This window comes from Flavobacterium supellecticarium (genome assembly GCF_004801375.1).
Taxonomy (GTDB): domain Bacteria; phylum Bacteroidota; class Bacteroidia; order Flavobacteriales; family Flavobacteriaceae; genus Flavobacterium; species Flavobacterium supellecticarium.
Window position 1 is genome coordinate 38,911 of the sequence record NZ_SSNZ01000009.1, and the last position, 18,900, is coordinate 57,810.

Below are 18,900 nucleotides of genomic sequence, written 5' to 3' on the forward strand. Positions count from 1 at the left end.
GTAACGATAAACCAAAGAAATAATAGATATGGCCGTCTATATTTTAGTTGGTAAAAAAGGAACAGTGCTGTTTTTCGAATAGGACTTTTACTTACATTAGCGAAAAAACAAAACATGAAAACAAGCTTTGAAATCACCCGAATGAACCGTCGGAAACTACTGGATGTACTGGAAAATAATACACTCGAGCAGTTAAATAAAGTTCCGGAAGGATTTAGTAATAACCTAATCTGGAATATTGCGCATATCGTAGTCGTACAGCAAATGTTGGTTTATAAATTGTCGGGATTGCCAATGCAAATTTCGGATGCGATGGTGGATACCTATAAACGCGGAACCAAACCGGAAGCCGATGTGACAGCCGATGAGGTTGAAACAATCAAACAATTGTTAACGTCAACAATCGATCAAACGGAAGCCGATTATAACGCGGGAATTTTCCGAGACTATACTGACTTTACCACTATGTCGGGTTTTGTGATTACCAATGCGCAACAGGCAATTGAATTTAACAATTACCACGAAGGAATTCATGCCGGTATTATGTTGGGTATCCGAAAATTTATTTAAGAATCAGGTACGGTTTTATACTGTCATACGGTAATAACAATTCTCTCGGACCATCGACATAGGGAGCGATTTCATAGGTGTTATAGTATAAAACCAATCCTTTTTCGGAAAAGATATAGGTTTCCGGAAGCTGGAAGACTTCGTTTTCGAACATTAGTCCGTTTTCGTTAATCGGTTTTCCGGCCGGAATATTGAATTTTTCACGGAATTTCTTTTCGGCATACGCCTGAAAACCTTTTTTGTCTTTTATAAAGCCTTCTGTAGGGATAACTTTTCCGGTTTTCGGTTGTAATATTATTGAACGTACACCGGCATAACCATGGGCACCTCCGGTAAACGTATAATGTTTTAAGGTGATGTTAATGATGTTTTCCGAATGGTAAACTACTTCGCCTTCAACGGTTGCTTCCCAGGCCGGCATCTTGTCGTTTGGAAACTGAGCGATCAGGTCGGTATATGATTTTACAAAATTTTCCATCAATTCCGGATAGTTGGATGCCGTATACGGTTGTTCTCCAAAATAAACAATCTCGCGAACGGTGTTAAATACCGCATTATTAATACTATCTTCTGTAATCGGACTGTTTTCGGCTATCGGAACATTTATTTTTACCTGAGTGCACGTAGAATCACACGGCTTTTTACTCTGCTTTTCATAAGTGATATTTTCGAATTGCAATTCCTTTTTTTCGCAGCTAACAACGAAAAGTCCGATAAGTAGAAAATAAACGATCTGTTTCATGGTAAAAATGTGTTAATAATATATAAAGGTACGGCTTTCTATGCGGTTGACAGAAAATAAAAAGTAAATTTGCTTAGTTTATACGATAAAAATCACAAAAAAGATATGAAATTTAATACAAAAGCAATACACGGAGGACAACATCACGACCCGAGTACGGGAGCCGTTATGCCACCGGTATATCAGACATCGACCTATGTGCAAACCAGTCCGGGTGTTCCTTTAAACGAATACGAATACAGCCGCGCGGCAAACCCGACAAGAACGGCTTTGGAAAATGCATTGGCCAGTATTGAAAACGGAACCCGTGGTTTGGCATTTTCGTCCGGACTTGCGGCAACCGATTGTGTGCTTCGCTCGTTAAAAGCCGGTGATGAGGTAATCGCAATGGACGATTTATATGGCGGAACCTACCGTATGTTTACCCGTATTTATAAGGACTCCGGAATCGTTTTCCATTTTGTGGATATGAATGACCTGAATAAATTCGAATCCCTTATCAATGCCAATACGAAACTGGTTTGGGTGGAAACGCCAACAAACCCGTTGATGAAACTGGCGGATATTGCTGCGATTGCTACCATCGCGAAAAAACATAAAATCCTTTTTGCAGTGGATAATACTTTTGCAACACCGTATTTGCAGAAACCATTGGATTTGGGTGCGGATATCGTAATGCATTCGGCTACAAAATACCTTGGCGGACATTCGGATGTTATTGCCGGAGCGCTAATTGTAAAAGATAAAGAATTAGGCGATCAGTTGCATTTTCAACAGTTTGCTACCGGAGCAACTTTAGGACCTCAGGATTCCTTTTTAGTCTTACGCGGAATCAAAACCTTACACCTTCGTGTGCAAAGACATTGTGAAAATGGTGAGAAAGTAGCCGAGTTCCTTTTAAATCATCCGAAAGTGGAAAAAGTATATTACCCGGGATTACCGTCACATCCGTTTCATGAAATTGCCAAAAAACAAATGATCGGTGGTTTTGGTGGAATGGTAACTTTTACATTTAAATCCGGCAAAAAAGAAGACGCTATCGACTTCCTGGAAAAAGTAAAAGTATTTACGCTGGCAGAATCGTTAGGTGGCGTGGAATCATTAGCCAATCACCCGGCTTTAATGACACATGCTTCTATTCCGGAAGACAAACGTAAAGAAATCGGTATTTCCGATGATCTGGTTCGATTGAGTGTAGGGGTAGAAGATATCGAAGATCTGATTGAAGATTTAAAACAGGCATTAGCTTAAATAAAAAACCGGGATTCTGAAATCCCGGTTTTTTATTTTATGATCAATATTTTTATACTAGTTTAAATAGTAAATGTAACCTACGTTTAACCAAACCAACCAGTCGTTGTGTTTGTTTTCCGGATAGCGTGTCGGATCCGGACTCATACCATCAACCCAGTTGGAAAAATAATATTGCATACGAAGGTCAATCATTAAATCGGATAATTCGGTAAGCTTGTAACGGGTTCCAACACTGGATACAATCGACCAGGTTGTTCCGCTGTCATTACGTACGGCTCCGATATATTTTTCGGGTGTTACATTTGGATTGGTTCCTAAATTGGGACCTAAAGTAGAATAAGCTTCGGTTGTAAAATAATTAAAATGCGCTCCTAAACTTACAAACGGTGCCCAGGCGCCCGGTGTAACGGAAAAATCACGAATGCTAAACGGGTAATATTCCAACTGCATCCCTAAATCGGTTACTGCTGTGGATCCGCGCATTCCTCTTAGTTGATTTGCCATGACCGATTGCCGTTTGTTGTCAACCCATTCTCCAAAGTGTTTTAGTTTGGTTTTATTGTAAGATAATTCCGTTCGTAATTTGAAGTGATCATTGAAATAAGTCTCCGGAGTATAACAACTACAGTCGGCTCTGTAGGAAAAATTCAAATAGTGTACGATACCAATACCATATCCGGTATTGCCGGCATCTGTGCTCAGGTTGTCTCTTTCCCCGTAATCCGACTGGAAAGCTACAGGACCCGCAATTACTCCTATTTCGTGAGAAAATCCGAATTGCGCTTTAACCGATGTACTGCTCCCTAACGCAAGGGTAAAAAGGAGGAATAGAATTTTTCTTCGCATTTTTAACTAAAAGATATAACTTTTCCTGACAAATATATAAAAACATAATTTCATTGTGATAAAAAAAAGCGTTATATTGAAAATATAATCGATAAACGGGATTTTTTGTTTTCACAAAGCGGTAAAAGTTAAATCGATGACAGATATACGACATACAAAAAATGAAATAATTGCGTTTTAGTCTATATTTGTAAATCAATCTGCGGTTAATGAAAAAAATATTATATAGCATCCTTACATTACTGTTTGTAACTCCTTTTTTTGCGCAACAAAACCAGCTTTGGAGAGGCTTTTTTTCGTTTGCCGAGGTCACGGATATTGCGGCAACTCCTATACGGGTTTTTGCGACCTCGGAAAATGCGGTTTTTTCAAAAAGTCTGGTGACAAATGAGTTAAAGACTACAACTTCTATTAATGGATTTAAAGCCGAAACGATTACGGCCATGCATTTTAGTGTTACTAAAAATAAGACGTTTGTAGGAAATGATAATGGCTTATTGTTGGTTGTTAACGAGGCAGATGGAAGTGTGTTTAATGTGGTGGATATCGTCAATAAGCCATCCATCGCACCCAATAAGAAAAAAATCAATCATCTTTACGAAAACGACGGAAAACTCTATATCTCTTGTGATTTTGGACTTTGTGTGTATAATCTGGCAACGATGGAGTTCGGGGATACTTATTTTATAGGTCCTACAGGTCAGGAGGTTGAGGTGTTGCAAACCACCGTTTTTAATGGTATGATCTACGCAGTTACCCGCAATAACGGAATTCGCCGGGCTAGTGTGGCCAATCCCAATCTGATTGATTTTTCGCAATGGCAGGAATTCGATGCCGGATCGTGGTTGGGAGCTGTAACATTCAATAACCGATTGTTGTTAGCAAATGCCAATAACCGAATGTATAGTTATACCAATGCAGCCATTCAGGAAGTGTATACGACTATGCAACAGGCTGTGGATTTTAAAAGTTTTAATGACCGATTGGTATATACGTCGGCAAATCATGTTTATGTATTTGATCCGGCAATGGTTTTGCTGGCACATATCACCCAAATACCCGATGTTGTGACCACATTTACCTGTGGTGTGGCAACAGGAAATAATATTTTTATCGGTACTAAGGATAAAGGAATGTATAGTACGACTACAACCAACAGTATGGTCTTTCAAAATAATACTCCTGACGGTCCGGTGCGGAATAAAATCTTCTCTCTGAAAAAGGCACCGAGTGCGCTTTGGGTACTTTATGGGGATTACGATCGGTATTATAATCCATATCCATTGGACGCCTATGGTATCAGTAAGTTTAAAGAAAGTAGTGGCTGGTCGTTGATTCCTTATGAAGAGTTAAGCGGAGCGAAATCGCTTAGTAGGGTGACGCTTAATCCGAATAATGAAAATCAGGTTTTTGTGAGTTCGTATTATTCCGGGCTTTTAAAAATAGAAAATGATGCAGTGGTTACGCTTTATACACAGCTAAATACGGGTAATAACGGGTTGGAATCGTTACCGCCGCCTAATAATAATGATATCCGTATTAATGGCCCTGCTTTTGACCGAAGAGGAAATCTTTGGATGACCAATAGTTTGGTGGCAAAAGGGCTCAAAGTACTTCGTGCCGACAATCAATGGGTGTCCTATGATTTGTCTAATGCAACCGTACAACCGGAAACCAATAGTTACGGACCGCTGATAGTCGATAAAAACAATACCAAATGGATTCCGTCGGTGAGTAATGGGCTAATCGGATTTAACGAAAACTATGGAAATAAGTTTATTACAATAAAGAGTGGTACGGATAGCGGAAATCTTGCCGATAACGATGTTAGAACGGTTGCTGTTGATACCCGGAACCAGCTTTGGATCGGAACGAATAAAGGCTTGCGGATTTTGCCGAGTGTAGATCGTTTTTTAACCGAAACCAGTTTAACCACTAATGCCATTATCATCTTGGAAGACGGTTTGGCTCAGGAACTTTTTTACCAACAGGTAATTCTGGATATTGCAGTCGACGGATCAAACAACAAGTGGTTGTCTATTGCCGGTGGTGGGGTTTTTCAGGTGTCGCCAAACGGACAGAGTGTATTGCATAAATTTACGAAGGAAAATTCCCCTTTGCCCAGTAATAATATCAATGATATTGAAATTGACGGCGTTACCGGAGAAGTATTTTTTGCTACCGATAAAGGAATGGTTTCGTTTCAGGGAACGGCAACAAAGGCCAATGAGAATCTGAATAATGTTTATGTGTTTCCAAATCCGGTGCGTCCGGGATTTGAAGGTGATGTAAACATTAGTGGACTAATCGATAAGGCCAATGTGAAAATCACCGATATCGAAGGAAACCTGGTATACGAAACGACTTCACAAGGTGGAACGATAACATGGGATACGCGTGCATTTGGGAAATATAAAGTGGCTTCCGGGGTGTATATGATCTTTATTTCTTCGGAAGACGGCTCTGAAACCAAAGTCAAAAAAGTAATGGTGATTCGGTAATCCGACCGGGAAATTTTAATTATAAGATGCTTGTCAAAACAAAAGCAATAGTGCTTAGTTCCATCCGGTTTCAGGAAAAAAGCCTGATTGTAAAATGTTTTACCCAATCCGACGGGCTAAAATCCTATTTTGTGCAAAGTGCTTTTTCCGGAAAAAAAAGTAATCAGAAAATTGCCTATTTCCAGCCACTGACGTTGTTGGAAATCGAAGCCAGTCACAAAAATAAAGGAACACTCGAACGGTTTAAAGAAGTAAAACTGGCAACACCCTATATGACGGTTAATGTCGATGTGGTGAAGAGTACCATCGTGATTTTTATTTCCGAAATGCTTCATAATTGTATCCGGGAAGAAGAACAGAACGAAAACCTCTTTGCGTTTTTGGAAACCGCGTTGCTTTGGTTGGATACGCACGATGAAGTGGCCAATTTTCACCTGATGCTGCTGATGGAAATCACTAAATTCCTCGGATTTTATCCGGATGTTTCCAATGACGAATATGCCTTTTTTGAAATGACCGAAGGGATGTTTGTGCCTTTTCATGGAATTACCTGTCTGACGGAACAGGAGACACTGTTGTTTAAGAAGTTAAAAGAGCTGAAGTTTGATAGTGATCAAAAGATCTTTAACGGAAAAGAACGACAAATACTGCTCAAAATACTACTCGATTATTACACCTTTCACTTCGACGGATTTAAAAAACCACGGTCGCTGGAAGTACTCAAAGAAGTTTTTCAGTAAAAAACAACAAAAAGTCCTTGTAAACCATCTATTTTCTAATTGTCTTAACTAAGAATTATTCAAAAATCCTTACTTTCGCAAATTGATTAGAAAAAACGATAAAATGAGTACGAAATTTACTGAATACAAAGGACTTGATTTGCCAACAGTAGCATCTGAAGTGCTTGAATTTTGGAAAAAACAGAACATCTTTGAACAGAGTATTACTTCCCGTGAAGGAAACCAGCCGTTTGTGTTTTTCGAAGGACCGCCATCGGCAAATGGTCTTCCCGGAATTCACCACGTAATGGCACGCTCTATTAAAGATATTTTTTGTCGTTATAAAACTCAGAAAGGATACCAGGTAAAGCGTAAAGCCGGATGGGATACGCATGGATTACCGGTAGAATTAGGAACCGAAAAAGAACTGGGAATTACCAAGGAAGACATCGGAACCAAGATCACGGTAGCCGAATACAACGAAGCGTGTAAGCGAACCGTAATGCGCTATACGGATGTGTGGAACGACCTGACCGAAAAAATGGGGTATTGGGTGGATATGGAAAATCCGTATATCACCTACAAATCCAAATATATGGAAACCGTTTGGTGGCTTTTAAAACAGATCTACAATAAAGATTTGCTGTACAAAGGATACACCATTCAACCATACTCGCCAAAAGCCGGAACCGGATTGAGCTCACATGAAGTGAACCAACCGGGAAGTTACCGCGATGTGACTGATACAACCATTGTAGCGCAGTTTAAAGCGATCGATGCAACATTGCCGGAAGCTTTACAAGGTTTCGGAGTGGTCCACTTTTTAGCATGGACGACTACACCGTGGACGTTGCCGTCGAATACCGCGTTAACCGTTGGCCCGAAAATCGATTATGTATTGGTGAAAACCTTTAACCAGTATACCTTCGAGCCGATCAATGTGGTGTTGGCAAAACCCTTACTGACAAAACAATTTGCCGGGAAATATTTCCTGTCTGAAAACGAAGAAGACTTTGTGAATTACAAAGCAGAAGATAAAAAAATACCGTATACCGTTTTAACCGAAGTAAAAGGAGCTACGCTGGTAGGAACCCGTTACGAACAATTATTGGACTATGCGTTACCGTATCAGCATCCGGAAAATGCGTTCCGCGTGATTTCGGGTGATTTCGTAACGACGGAAGATGGTACCGGAATTGTGCATACGGCGCCTACATTTGGTGCAGACGATGCCAGGGTAGCGAAAGAAGCCACACCGGAAGTGCCACCAATGTTGGTATTGGATGATGCCGGAAATCCGGTTCCTTTGGTAGACTTACAAGGTAAGTTTGTCAAACAAATGGGACCTGAAATGGGAGGTAAATACGTTAAAAACGAATACTATAACGACGGAGAAGCGCCGGAGCGCTCGGTAGATGTTGAAATTGCGATCCATTTAAAAGAAGCAAATAAAGCCTTTAAGGTTGAAAAATATGTACACAGTTATCCACACTGTTGGAGAACCGATAAACCGATTCTGTATTATCCGTTGGATTCCTGGTTTATTAAAGTAACCGAGGTAAAAGACCGTATGTTCGACTTAAACGAAACGATCAACTGGAAACCTAAAGCAACCGGTGAGGGACGTTTCGGAAACTGGTTAAAAAATGCAAACGACTGGAATTTATCGCGTTCCCGTTATTGGGGGATTCCGTTGCCAATCTGGAGAACAGAAGACAAAACCGAAGAAATGCTTATTGGTTCCGTGGAAGAATTATACACTGAAATTGAAAAAGCTATTGCTGCCGGAGTTCAGAGTGAAAATCCGTTTAAAGGCTTTGTAATAGGTGATATGAGTGAAACCAACTACGAGTTGGTGGATCTTCATAAAAATGTAGTGGATAACATTACGTTGGTATCGGCTAGTGGTAAACCGATGAAACGCGAAAGCGACCTGATCGATGTTTGGTTCGATAGTGGTGCGATGCCATATGCACAATGGCATTATCCGTTTGAAAATAAAGAATTGATAGACGATCAGTTGGCGTTTCCAGCCGATTTTATCGCCGAAGGAGTCGATCAGACACGCGGATGGTTTTACACCTTGCATGCTATCGCTACATTGGTTTTCGATAAAGTGGCGTATAAAAACGTGGTTTCGAACGGGCTTGTGTTAGACAAAGAAGGACAAAAAATGTCCAAAAGATTAGGGAATGCAGTCGATCCGTTTGAAACTTTAAAAGAGTTCGGGCCTGATGCGACCCGATGGTATATGATTGCCAACGCAAATCCGTGGGATAATCTGAAATTTGATATCGATGGTGTGGCCGAAGTGCGTCGTAAGTTCTTCGGAACGTTGTATAATACGTATTCGTTCTTTGCGTTATATGCTAATATAGATGGCTTTAGTTATACAGAAGCGGAAGTACCATTGGAAGAACGACCGGAAATTGATCAGTGGATCCTTTCGGAATTAAATACATTGATTAAAAATGTAGACGACTATTATGCCGATTACGAACCGACGAAAGCGGCGCGCGCGATATCCGATTTCGTTCAGGAAAACCTGAGTAACTGGTATGTACGTCTTTGTAGAAGACGTTTCTGGAAGGGTGACTATGCGCAGGATAAGATTGCGGCATATCAAACGTTATACAGTTGCTTGCTAACGGTAGCGAAATTAAGCGCACCGATTGCACCGTTCTTTATGGATAAACTTTACAAAGATTTAACCCAGGCTACACAGTCGGAAAAATACGATAGTGTACATTTGGCCGAGTTTCCGGTATACGTTGAAAACTTTGTTAATAAATCGTTAGAGAGTCGAATGCAGAAGGCGCAAACCATTTCATCGCTGGTATTATCCCTGCGTAAAAAAGAAATGATTAAGGTGCGTCAACCATTGCAAAAGGTAATGATTCCGGTGCTTGACGATGAGCAACGTGCTGAAATCGAAGCGGTTTCCGACTTGATCAAAGCTGAGGTAAACGTGAAGGAAATCGAGTTGTTGGACGATGCTTCCGGGGTATTGGTAAAACAAATCAAGCCAAATTTTAAAGCCTTAGGGCCGCGATTTGGGAAAGATATGGGTTTGATTTCTAAGGAGATACAAAATTTTTCTCAGGAGCAAATCAACCAATTGGAGAAAGAAGGAACGTTAACGCTTGTTATATCAGAAAAAAGTGTTAATTTAACAACTGAAGATGTTGAGATTTCTTCTCAGGATATCGAGGGTTGGCTGGTAGCAAATTCCGGTGGGATTACAGTGGCATTGGACATTACGATTTCCGATGAATTAAGAAAAGAAGGTATCGCCAGGGAATTAGTTAACCGTATCCAGAATATCCGTAAAGATTCGGGATTAGAAGTAACGGACAAAATTAAAGTGCATCTGCAAAAAGACCTGCAATTGGAAAATGCAGTCATAAGCAATGAAGACTATATCAAAGCAGAAACGTTAACCGAAACTTTAATTTTTGAAGAACAGCTCAACAATGGTATAGAAATTGAGTTTGATGACATTAAAACTAGAGTATTAATTTCAAAATAAAAAGAAATTATGGTGGATGAAAAAATAAGATATTCCGACGCTGATTTAGCCGAGTTCAGAGAGATCATCTTAAAGAAAATGGAAAAAGCAAAAGCCGATTTGGATCTGATTAAAAGTGCTTATCTGAATGACCTGAATAATGGTACCGATGATACGTCGCCAACATTCAAAGCCTTTGAGGAAGGAAGTGAGACCATGTCGAAAGAAGCAAACTCTCAGTTGGCCATCCGTCAGGAAAAGTTTATCAGGGATTTGAAAAATGCATTAATCCGAATTGAAAACAAAACCTATGGTATCTGTAAAGTTACCGGAAAATTAATAAGTAAAGAAAGATTAAAACTCGTTCCGCATGCGACTATGAGTATCGAAGCGAAAAATTTACAACGTTAATCTTTTCAAAATATCCCGAAAACGCTCCGTAAGGAGCGTTTTTATTATATAATTCTTTTATTTTTGCTGTCAAATTATTGAAAATGTCCTTACGAAAAGCTTATTTGTTAGTAATACTGGTCCTGGTTGTTGATCAGCTTTCTAAAATCTATATTAAAACCAATTTCGCACTCAACGATGAAGTCTATGTTTTTGATTGGTTCCGTATTCATTTTATCGAAAATGAAGGAATGGCATGGGGGGTCGAAATACCCGGAGCCTACGGTAAACTGTTCTTAACCTTGTTCCGGATTGTAGCCGTATGCGGAATCGGATACTGGTTGTATGATTCGGTAAAGAAAAAAAGTTCCAACTACCTGATCGTAGCGGTAGCATTAATTCTGGCCGGTGCTTTCGGAAATATTATTGACTCGGTTTTCTATGGTGTGATCTTTAATGACAGTATTCACGAACCGGCAACTTTATTTGCTTCCAATCCATACGGAACCTGGTTCCACGGAAAAGTAGTCGATATGTTGTATTTCCCAATCTGGGAAGGTAACCTGCCAAAATGGTTACCGCTTTGGGGAGGTAAACACTTCACCTTTTTTAATGCGATTTTTAACGTAGCCGATATGGCGATATCCGTAGCCGTAGGAATGCTGATTGTGTTTAACAAAAAAGCCTTCGGAAAATAAAAAAGCAAAAGCGTCAGAGATGACGCTTTTTTTATTTCTGTTGTCCCGGTGCAAAAGGCTTGGCGCTTTTGGTCCCGTAAATTTTCTTGGCCTGACCCGGAGGAAGTGGCTTACCGGAATTGGAGTTTCGGGTAGTATGAACCGTTGTACTACAACCGGAAAGCATAAGTGCAAAACTGCAAACTAAAAGTACGACAAATGATTTCATAAGCTAAAAACGATAAATTTTATCTGGGGTGATACAATAATCCAAAGCGATATCGCTCTCAAATACATCGGCAATCGCATTTTCGGCCTCAAAAAACGACAATCCAACCTTGATCACATCTTTCTTGCATTCCGAAAGAAACCGGTCGTAAAAGCCTTTTCCGTAGCCAACACGATGTCCATTCGTGTCAAAAGCCAATAGCGGAACAAAAACCACATCGATTTTTGATGACGGAACTTCAATCCCGTCTACCGGTTCCGGAATGTTGTATTCGTTTTTCTGGATCTTCGTACTATCGGTTAACAAATAGTGTACCATTTTTCCGGTTTCAAAATCCGATTTTGAAATAATCGTTTCTTTGTCTTTACCAGCCAGGATTTGTAAAACAAACTCAGTGTCGACTTCATTTTGCTCTGTAATCGGAAGAAACAAATGATAATAGGTGTGATTCCAGATGGCAACCTGCAATAAACGGTTGGCGATTTCGAGACTTTTGGTTTCGATCGCTTCCGGTGAAAGTGCTTTTCGCAGTTCTTTATATTTTTTTCGCAATTCGCGTTTAGTTGTCATGGCTTAATGTCGTTGAAATATGATAAATCGCATCACCCTGATATACAATTGGCGATTCGTTTACATTGATAATATAACCGGAATTTGGTGCTTTTAGCTTGTGTTCTTCTTTGCCATACGGATCGGAAACCACCGCAAGCAAATCGCTGCGTTCTACATATTGACCAATTTCGGTATTGCTGTGAAACAAACCGGAAAAACGGGCGCGTACCCAGGTCGATTTTTCAATATAAATAATTTTGTCTTCTGGCGTATTGGTTTTTTGGCGGTCGTTTAGCATGTGCAGGTAGGCCAATACTCTTTTGGCACCGTCTACACCTTGTTCGGTTATGCTGTTGTTGATGTCGTTGGATTTTCCGCCTTCAAAAAGCAACATTTTTACACCCAGTTTATGACAGGCACTGCGAAACGAACCGTTGATATTTTTGGAGAACAATGTAAACGGTGCGTGAAAAACATCAGCCAGTGCTTTTAATTCGGTGTTATCTGGAATGATCCGGATTTGCGCCGCATTAAAACGACTGGCGCCACCGGCATGAAAATCGATGGCATAATCCACGTGAGGAATGATTTCTTTTAGTAGATAATAAGCAAACCTACTGGCCAGCGAACCGGTTTTACTACCTGGGAAAACCCGATTCAAATCCCGTCCATCCGGGAATTCACGCGTTTTGTTGACAAATCCGAAAATGTTAATGATCGGAATACAGATAATCGTCCCGATTTTGGGTTTGTTGATCTTCTGTACGATGAGTTGTCGGACAATTTCCGTTCCGTTAATTTCATCGCCGTGTAATCCGGCCGTAAATAAAACGGTTGGTCCGGCTATTTTGGAACGTTCTACAATGATCGGAATTTTTAATTTGGTCATTGTGTGAAGCTTTGCAATTTCCATATTGATGGTTTTGCTTTCACCCGGTAATACAGTCTCTTTTAGTATCGTAATGCCTTTGTGCTGGTAACTCATAAATATAAACAAAAGATAAAAGTAACTATTTCTACCGTATGCCGGCTAAGTTGACACTGTTTTTCGGTTATCAGAAATGTTATTTGTAAATTTGAATGCAATTCCGAAAATAGCAGACGTACAATGAGTATTCCTTCTTTAGAGCTTCAGATACAAACCTTACCCGATAGTCCGGGTGTTTATCAATATTACGATAAAGATGGAAAAATTTTATATGTCGGAAAAGCCAAGAACCTACGGAAACGGGTAGCTTCCTATTTTAATAAAATACACGATACGGCCAAAACAAACGTTCTGGTCAAAAAAATCGTATCCATTAAACATATAGTTGTTCCTACGGAAACGGATGCACTTTTATTGGAAAACAACCTGATCAAGAAATTGCAACCGCGGTATAACGTGTTGTTAAAGGATGATAAAACCTATCCGTGGATTTGTATTAAAAAAGAACCCTTTTCCCGGATATTTCCAACTCGTAATATGGTAAAGGACGGATCGGAGTATTTCGGACCGTATACCAGTTTTAAAACGGTAAATACGCTGTTGGAACTCATTAAGGAGTTATATCCGTTGCGGACGTGTAATTACGATTTGAGTAAGTCGAATATCGATAGCGGAAAATTTAAAGTATGTCTCGAATACCATATCGGGAATTGTAAAGGCCCTTGCGAAGGCTACGAATCACTTGAGAACTACCAGAAACACGTTAATGCGATTCGGGAAATCCTAAAAGGTAATTTTAAAGAAAGTTTAAAAGACTTTAAAAAACTGATGATCACACTTGCTTCGGAAATGCGGTTTGAAGAAGCACAAAAAATAAAGGAAAAAATCGAAGTGCTGGAAAACTACCAGGCCAAATCGACCATCTTAAATCCGAAAATTTCGAATATCGATGTGTTTTCGATTGTATCGGACGAAAGTATGGCATATATCAATTTTCTTCAGATTTCGCATGGAGCGATTGTACGTTCGCATACGATGGAGTTAAAAAAGAAACTCGAGGAAACCGATCAGGAGTTGCTCGAACTAGCTGTAGTGGAACTTCGCGAGCGTTTTCATCTCAATTCAAAAGAAATCGTAGTGCCGTTCGAAATGGATTTGGGAGAAACGATAAAAGTTACCGTACCCAAACTGGGCGATAAAAAACAAATTCTGGATTTGTCCGAACGAAATGCCAAATACTATCGTTTGGATCAGCTGAAGCAAATCAAGATTGTCGATCCGGACCGACATACCAACCGAATCATGGCGCAAATGCAAAAAGACTTGCGTTTGTCGGTCGAACCGCGTCATATCGAATGTTTCGATAACTCCAATATTCAGGGGACGAACCCGGTTTCGGCCTGTGTGGTGTTTAAAGATGGGAAACCGAGTAAAAAGGATTACCGCCATTTTAATATTAAAACTGTCGAAGGACCCAACGACTTTGCCTCAATGGAAGAGGTGGTATACCGTCGTTATAAACGCCTGCTTGACGAAAACGAATCCTTACCGCAGCTGATCATTATCGACGGTGGAAAAGGACAGCTGTCCTCGGCCCTGAAAAGTTTGGAAGAATTGGGATTGCGCGGCAAAATTGCCATTATCGGAATTGCAAAACGACTGGAAGAAATCTACTATCCGGGTGATTCGGTTCCGTTATATCTCGATAAAAAATCCGAAACCCTGAAAACGATTCAGCATCTTCGGAACGAAGCACACCGTTTCGGGATTACATTCCACAGGGATAAAAGAAGTAAAAACGCTTTGCAGACCTCTATAGAAACCATTCCGGGTATCGGCGAAAAAACCATGATTACACTGTTAAAGCATTTTAAATCGGTAAAAAGACTGACGCAGGCATCGGAAAAAGAAATTTCTGAGGTCGTAGGACTTTCAAAAGCCAAAAAAATTACCGAATTTTACAAGGCAACCAATTCTTCCAAGTGATATGAAAAAAATACTACTGCTACTTCTGAGCCTATGTTTGATACAGGCGGTACAAGCACAGGATAAAAGACCTAAAGTCGGAGTTGTATTGAGTGGTGGTGGTGCAAAGGGACTGGCACATATTGGAGTGTTAAAAGTGCTGGAAGAAGCAGGTGTTCAGGTCGATTATATCGGAGGAACCAGTATGGGAGCTATTATTGGGGGCTTGTATGCCTCCGGATATTCGGCGCGACAGCTGGATTCGATATTCCGCGAAGTCGATTCGGATGCCTTGTTACAGGATTATATTCCGCGAACATCCAAAAGTTTTTTTGAAAAACGCAATGACGAAGTATATGCGTTATCGCTTCCGTTTAATAATTTTAAAATAGGAGTTCCTACAGCTCTATCAAAAGGGTTGTATAATTATAACCTGTTGACGCGACTTACCAATCATGTGCGACATATTCGCAATTTTAACGATCTGCCCATTCCTTTTGTTTGTATTGCAACCGATATTGAAAACGGACATAAAGTGGTTTTGAATAAAGGAATACTACCACAGGCAATTTTGGCCAGTGGCGCTTTCCCGTCGTTGTATTCGCCGGTGGAAATCGATGGCCGTATTTTGATTGATGGCGGTGTGGTAGACAATTACCCGCTTGAAGAAATTAAAAAAATGGGGGCCGATATTATTATCGGTGTCGATGTACAGGACGGACTAAAAGATCGGAATACGATTGGCGGAGCTACGGGCGTGCTATTGCAGATCACGAATTTCTCGATGATCGGACAGATGGAAGCCAAAAAGAAAGCGACCGATATTTATATCAAACCCAATATTCAAGGGTATTCCGTGATCTCGTTTGATCAGGGTGGCGAAATCATCAAAAAAGGAGAAGAAGCGGCTTTTTCCGTGTATGAAGATCTGGCAAAATTGGGAGCCATCGCTAGTAAATCGGTACTGTTCGAGCCTCGAAGACTTACCGATACGTTACAAATTTCCAAAATTGAAATCAACGGTATTGAAGGCTATACCAGAGCCTATGTTTTGGGAAAACTGCGCTTTCATCAGAATTCAAAAATCACAAATGCGACGCTGGATAAAGGAATCAATAATCTGAATGCTACACAAAACTTTAGTTCAATTTCGTATTATTTTGAAGAAGCCGAGAAAGGCGATAATCTGGTACTGAACTTAAAAGAAAATCCGCTAAACCGGTATTTGAAGTTTGGATTGCATTACGATGAACTATATAAAAGTGCGGTATTGCTCAATCTGACACAGAAAAAGTTTCTGCTCAAAAACGACGTGGTTTCACTAGATGTCATTTTGGGAGACAATTTCCGGTATAACCTGAATTATTATATCGATAATGGTTTTTACTGGAGTTTCGGGTTTAATTCCCGCTACAACCGCTTTAATAAAAATGTGGCAACCGATTTTAGCGACGGACAAATATTGACAAACCTGGGGCTAAAATCGATTAATGTTGATTTTTCGGATTTTACTAACCAAATTTACCTGCAAACGGTTTTCGCTCAGAAGTTCCTGATCGGGGCCGGTTTGGAACATAAACATCTGAAAATCCGATCTTCTACTCTCGAAAATATTGGAGGGGTGATTAGTAGTGACGATTATTTCTCCATTTTCGGAAATCTGAAATACGATTCGTTCGATCAAAAATATTTCCCGAAAAGAGGCTGGTATTTTTCAGGTGATTTCCATACCACGGCCTATACAAAAGACGGTCACGATCGTTTAAGTCAGTTTTCTATTGCCAAAGCAGACGCCGGTATTGTAAAAACATTTTATAAAACGATTTCGTTAAAAGTACAGTCGGAAGCCGGATTTACGATCGGAAAAGAAGGCGTGCCGTATTATAATTTTGTACTGGGTGGCTATGGTTATCAGATGATTAATAATTTCCGCCATTTTTACGGGTACGATTTTCTGAGTATTGCCGGTGACAGCTATATCAAAGGAAGCGCAACACTGGATTACGAATTTTACAAAAAACACCATATCAACTTTACGGCAAACTACGCCTATGTAGGTCAGAAAATCTTTAATACGACCGATTGGTTTTTAAATGCCAATTATTCCGGATATGCACTGGGTTATGGTTTTGAAACCCTTATCGGACCAATTGAAGTGAAATACAGTTGGTCGCCCGAAACCAAAGATGGTAGCACCTGGTTTAGCGTAGGTTTTTGGTTTTAATCTTACAAAAAACGTTTTAAAAGCGACATTTTTCGGATTAAACTGTATTTTATATGTGAATGTTTTTAAAAAATTATATTTTTGGAAACTAAAAAAACCGAAAAACTATATTTATGTCTATTTGGAAACGTAAACCATTGGGGCAACTCATCGAAGAAGCCTCGGAATCAGAAAAAGGATTAAAGAAAACATTAACGGCGTCGGGATTAACCGCGTTAGGCGTAGGAGCGATTATTGGAGCAGGATTGTTTTCGATTACCGGTTTGGCTGCAGCAACCAATGCAGGACCGGCGATTACCATTTCTTTTGTTGTAGCGGCTATCGGATGTCTTTTTGCCGGTTTATGTTATGCCGAATTTTCATCAATGATTCCGGTTGCAGGTAGTGCCTATACCTATTCGTTTGCTACTATGGGGGAATTCGTTGCCTGGATTATCGGTTGGGATCTTGTGCTGGAATATGCCGTTGGTGCGGCAACCGTTTCCATCAGTTGGTCGCGCTATCTTACGAAATTTTTAGATGGTTATGGTATTCATCTCAGTGAACAGTTAACGCATTCGCCTTTTGAAGGTGGTTTGATTAACATTCCTGCGGTGCTTATTGTAATGGTTATGTCATTGGTATTAATGCGCGGAACAAAAGAATCGGCTTTGGTAAACGGTATTATCGTATTGCTAAAAGTATCGGTGGTTTTGGTGTTTATAGCATTGGGATGGCAATATATCCGTCCGGAAAACTATACACCATATATTCCGGAAAACACCGGTACTTTCGGTGAATTTGGATTTACAGGAATCATCCGTGCTGCGGCGATCGTATTCTTTGCCTATATTGGTTTCGATGCGGTGTCGACGGCCGCTCAGGAAGCGAAAAACCCGAAAAGAGATATGCCGATCGGTATTTTACTATCGTTAATCATTTGTACGGTACTTTATATCTTGTTTGCGCACGTAATGACCGGAGTGGTAAATTATTCTGCTTTTGCCGGAGCCGATGGAATTGCACCGGTGGCGATTGCAATTGATCATATGGGAGTAGCCGATGCGTCGGGTATGATTACGCCAGCTTATCCGTGGTTGAATAAAGCGATTATTCTTGCGATTTTAGCAGGATATGCTTCAGTAATTTTAGTAATGTTAATGGGACAAAGTCGTGTATTCTTCTCGATGAGTAAAGATGGTTTAATGCCAAAAGTATTCTCGGAAGTACATCCAAAATATAGAACACCGGCTAAAAACAACTTGTTGTTCATGTTGATCGTTAGTTTGTTTGCTGCTTTTGTTCCGGCTCGTGTGGTTGGAGAAATGACCAGTATCGGAACCTTATTTGCCTTTATCCTGGTATGTCTTGGTGTTATTGTAATGCGAAGAACAATGCCGGATGCGCCAAGAGCATTTAAAACACCATTGGTGCCGTTAGTGCCAATATTAGGTGTTGGGGTATGTTTGTTTATGATGGTGTTCCTGCCATTGGATACCTGGATCCGTTTGATTGTTTGGATGATGATTGGTTTCGACTTGTATATTTTCTACGGAATGAAACACAGTATCCTGAACGGTGGTTCGTTTGACGGTAAAAGCTACCGAATTGTGAGCTTATCCGGATTGGCAATGGTAGTGGCTTTGGTTGTAGTAGCTTTTGTACACCATTCAAACCCTGAAATAGACGATACGTTCCTGTATTATTTCTCACTGATTTTTGCTGCAATTCACGCTGTAGTCTATGCGTTGAGTTATAAAAAGAACAAATAAGAAAAAAATAGTTTTAAATTCCCAAAAAAATGTCGATATCGCTT

General features: G+C 40.1%; 15 protein-coding genes. 10 read left to right on the forward strand and 5 right to left on the reverse strand.

Annotated features, from left to right (window positions below):
* Positions 1-114 precede the first annotated feature (114 nt).
* Positions 115-570 (forward strand): DinB family protein, encoded by a 456-nt coding sequence (locus E6C50_RS15055; RefSeq protein WP_136404063.1) that lies wholly within the window; start codon positions 115-117, stop codon positions 568-570.
* On the opposite strand, the gene E6C50_RS15060 is transcribed toward E6C50_RS15055, so the two are convergent.
* A complete protein-coding gene (locus E6C50_RS15060) occupies positions 563-1,312 on the reverse strand; it encodes a DUF3298 and DUF4163 domain-containing protein (RefSeq protein ID WP_230979019.1) in 750 nt (249 codons plus the stop codon). The two genes, E6C50_RS15055 and E6C50_RS15060, sit on opposite strands and share 8 nt — an antisense overlap.
* 69 nt (positions 1,313-1,381) lie before the next feature.
* On the opposite strand from E6C50_RS15060, the gene E6C50_RS15065 reads away from it, so the two are divergent.
* Positions 1,382-2,563 (forward strand): cystathionine gamma-synthase, encoded by a 1,182-nt coding sequence (locus E6C50_RS15065; RefSeq protein WP_262712828.1) that lies wholly within the window; start codon positions 1,382-1,384, stop codon positions 2,561-2,563.
* A 57-nt stretch (positions 2,564-2,620) separates the two neighbouring features.
* On the opposite strand, the gene E6C50_RS15070 is transcribed toward E6C50_RS15065, so the two are convergent.
* The gene (locus tag E6C50_RS15070) at positions 2,621-3,412 is read right to left on the reverse strand and encodes a THC0290_0291 family protein (RefSeq protein WP_136404065.1); all 792 of its coding nucleotides are present in this window, start codon (positions 3,410-3,412) and stop codon (positions 2,621-2,623) included.
* 209 nt (positions 3,413-3,621) lie between these two features.
* Here E6C50_RS15070 and porZ point away from each other — a divergent pair, with 209 nt between their 5' ends.
* From porZ to E6C50_RS15095, 5 genes are all read left to right on the forward strand, one after another.
* Positions 3,622-5,913, forward strand: a complete 2,292-nt coding sequence (gene porZ, locus E6C50_RS15075; protein WP_136404066.1) for a type IX secretion system anionic LPS delivery protein PorZ — start codon at positions 3,622-3,624, stop codon at positions 5,911-5,913.
* A 26-nt stretch (positions 5,914-5,939) separates the two neighbouring features.
* Positions 5,940-6,653 (forward strand): DNA repair protein RecO, encoded by a 714-nt coding sequence (gene recO / locus E6C50_RS15080; protein ID WP_136404067.1) that lies wholly within the window; start codon positions 5,940-5,942, stop codon positions 6,651-6,653.
* A 103-nt stretch (positions 6,654-6,756) separates the two neighbouring features.
* Positions 6,757-10,161 (forward strand): isoleucine--tRNA ligase, encoded by a 3,405-nt coding sequence (gene ileS / locus E6C50_RS15085; RefSeq protein ID WP_136404068.1) that lies wholly within the window; start codon positions 6,757-6,759, stop codon positions 10,159-10,161.
* Positions 10,162-10,170: 9 nt separating this feature from the next.
* The gene (locus E6C50_RS15090; RefSeq protein WP_136404069.1) at positions 10,171-10,551 is read left to right on the forward strand and encodes a TraR/DksA family transcriptional regulator; all 381 of its coding nucleotides are present in this window, start codon (positions 10,171-10,173) and stop codon (positions 10,549-10,551) included.
* A gap of 83 nt (positions 10,552-10,634) precedes the next feature.
* Complete coding sequence (locus E6C50_RS15095; RefSeq protein ID WP_136404070.1) at positions 10,635-11,228, forward strand: lipoprotein signal peptidase; 594 nt, start codon at positions 10,635-10,637, stop codon at positions 11,226-11,228.
* A 31-nt stretch (positions 11,229-11,259) separates the two neighbouring features.
* Here the strand turns inward: E6C50_RS15095 and E6C50_RS17775 are convergent, their stop codons facing one another.
* Genes E6C50_RS17775 through E6C50_RS15105 form a run of 3 tightly spaced genes read right to left on the reverse strand, consistent with a single transcriptional unit; the run spans position 11,260 to position 12,973 of the window.
* Complete coding sequence (locus tag E6C50_RS17775) at positions 11,260-11,436, reverse strand: YgdI/YgdR family lipoprotein (protein WP_168732834.1); 177 nt, start codon at positions 11,434-11,436, stop codon at positions 11,260-11,262.
* A gap of 3 nt (positions 11,437-11,439) precedes the next feature.
* Complete coding sequence (locus E6C50_RS15100) at positions 11,440-12,006, reverse strand: 5-formyltetrahydrofolate cyclo-ligase (RefSeq protein WP_136404071.1); 567 nt, start codon at positions 12,004-12,006, stop codon at positions 11,440-11,442.
* Positions 11,996-12,973: a succinylglutamate desuccinylase/aspartoacylase family protein gene (locus E6C50_RS15105; protein ID WP_230979020.1), complete on the reverse strand. Its 978-nt coding sequence runs from the start codon at positions 12,971-12,973 to the stop codon at positions 11,996-11,998. Before E6C50_RS15105 ends, E6C50_RS15100 begins: the two co-directional genes overlap by 11 nt.
* A 123-nt stretch (positions 12,974-13,096) precedes the next feature.
* Between E6C50_RS15105 and uvrC the strand changes: the two genes are divergently transcribed.
* The 3 genes from uvrC (at position 13,097) to E6C50_RS15120 (ending at position 18,856) form a co-directional block, all read left to right on the forward strand.
* Positions 13,097-14,902 (forward strand): excinuclease ABC subunit UvrC, encoded by a 1,806-nt coding sequence (gene uvrC / locus E6C50_RS15110; protein WP_136404072.1) that lies wholly within the window; start codon positions 13,097-13,099, stop codon positions 14,900-14,902.
* Position 14,903: 1 nt separating this feature from the next.
* Entirely contained in the window at positions 14,904-17,105 is a 2,202-nt protein-coding gene (locus E6C50_RS15115) for a patatin-like phospholipase family protein (protein WP_136404073.1), read from the forward strand.
* A gap of 113 nt (positions 17,106-17,218) precedes the next feature.
* Positions 17,219-18,856 carry an amino acid permease gene (locus E6C50_RS15120; RefSeq protein WP_136404074.1) on the forward strand — a complete coding sequence of 546 codons (1,638 nt, stop codon included), beginning with the start codon at positions 17,219-17,221 and terminating at the stop codon, positions 18,854-18,856.
* Positions 18,857-18,900 lie beyond the last annotated feature (44 nt).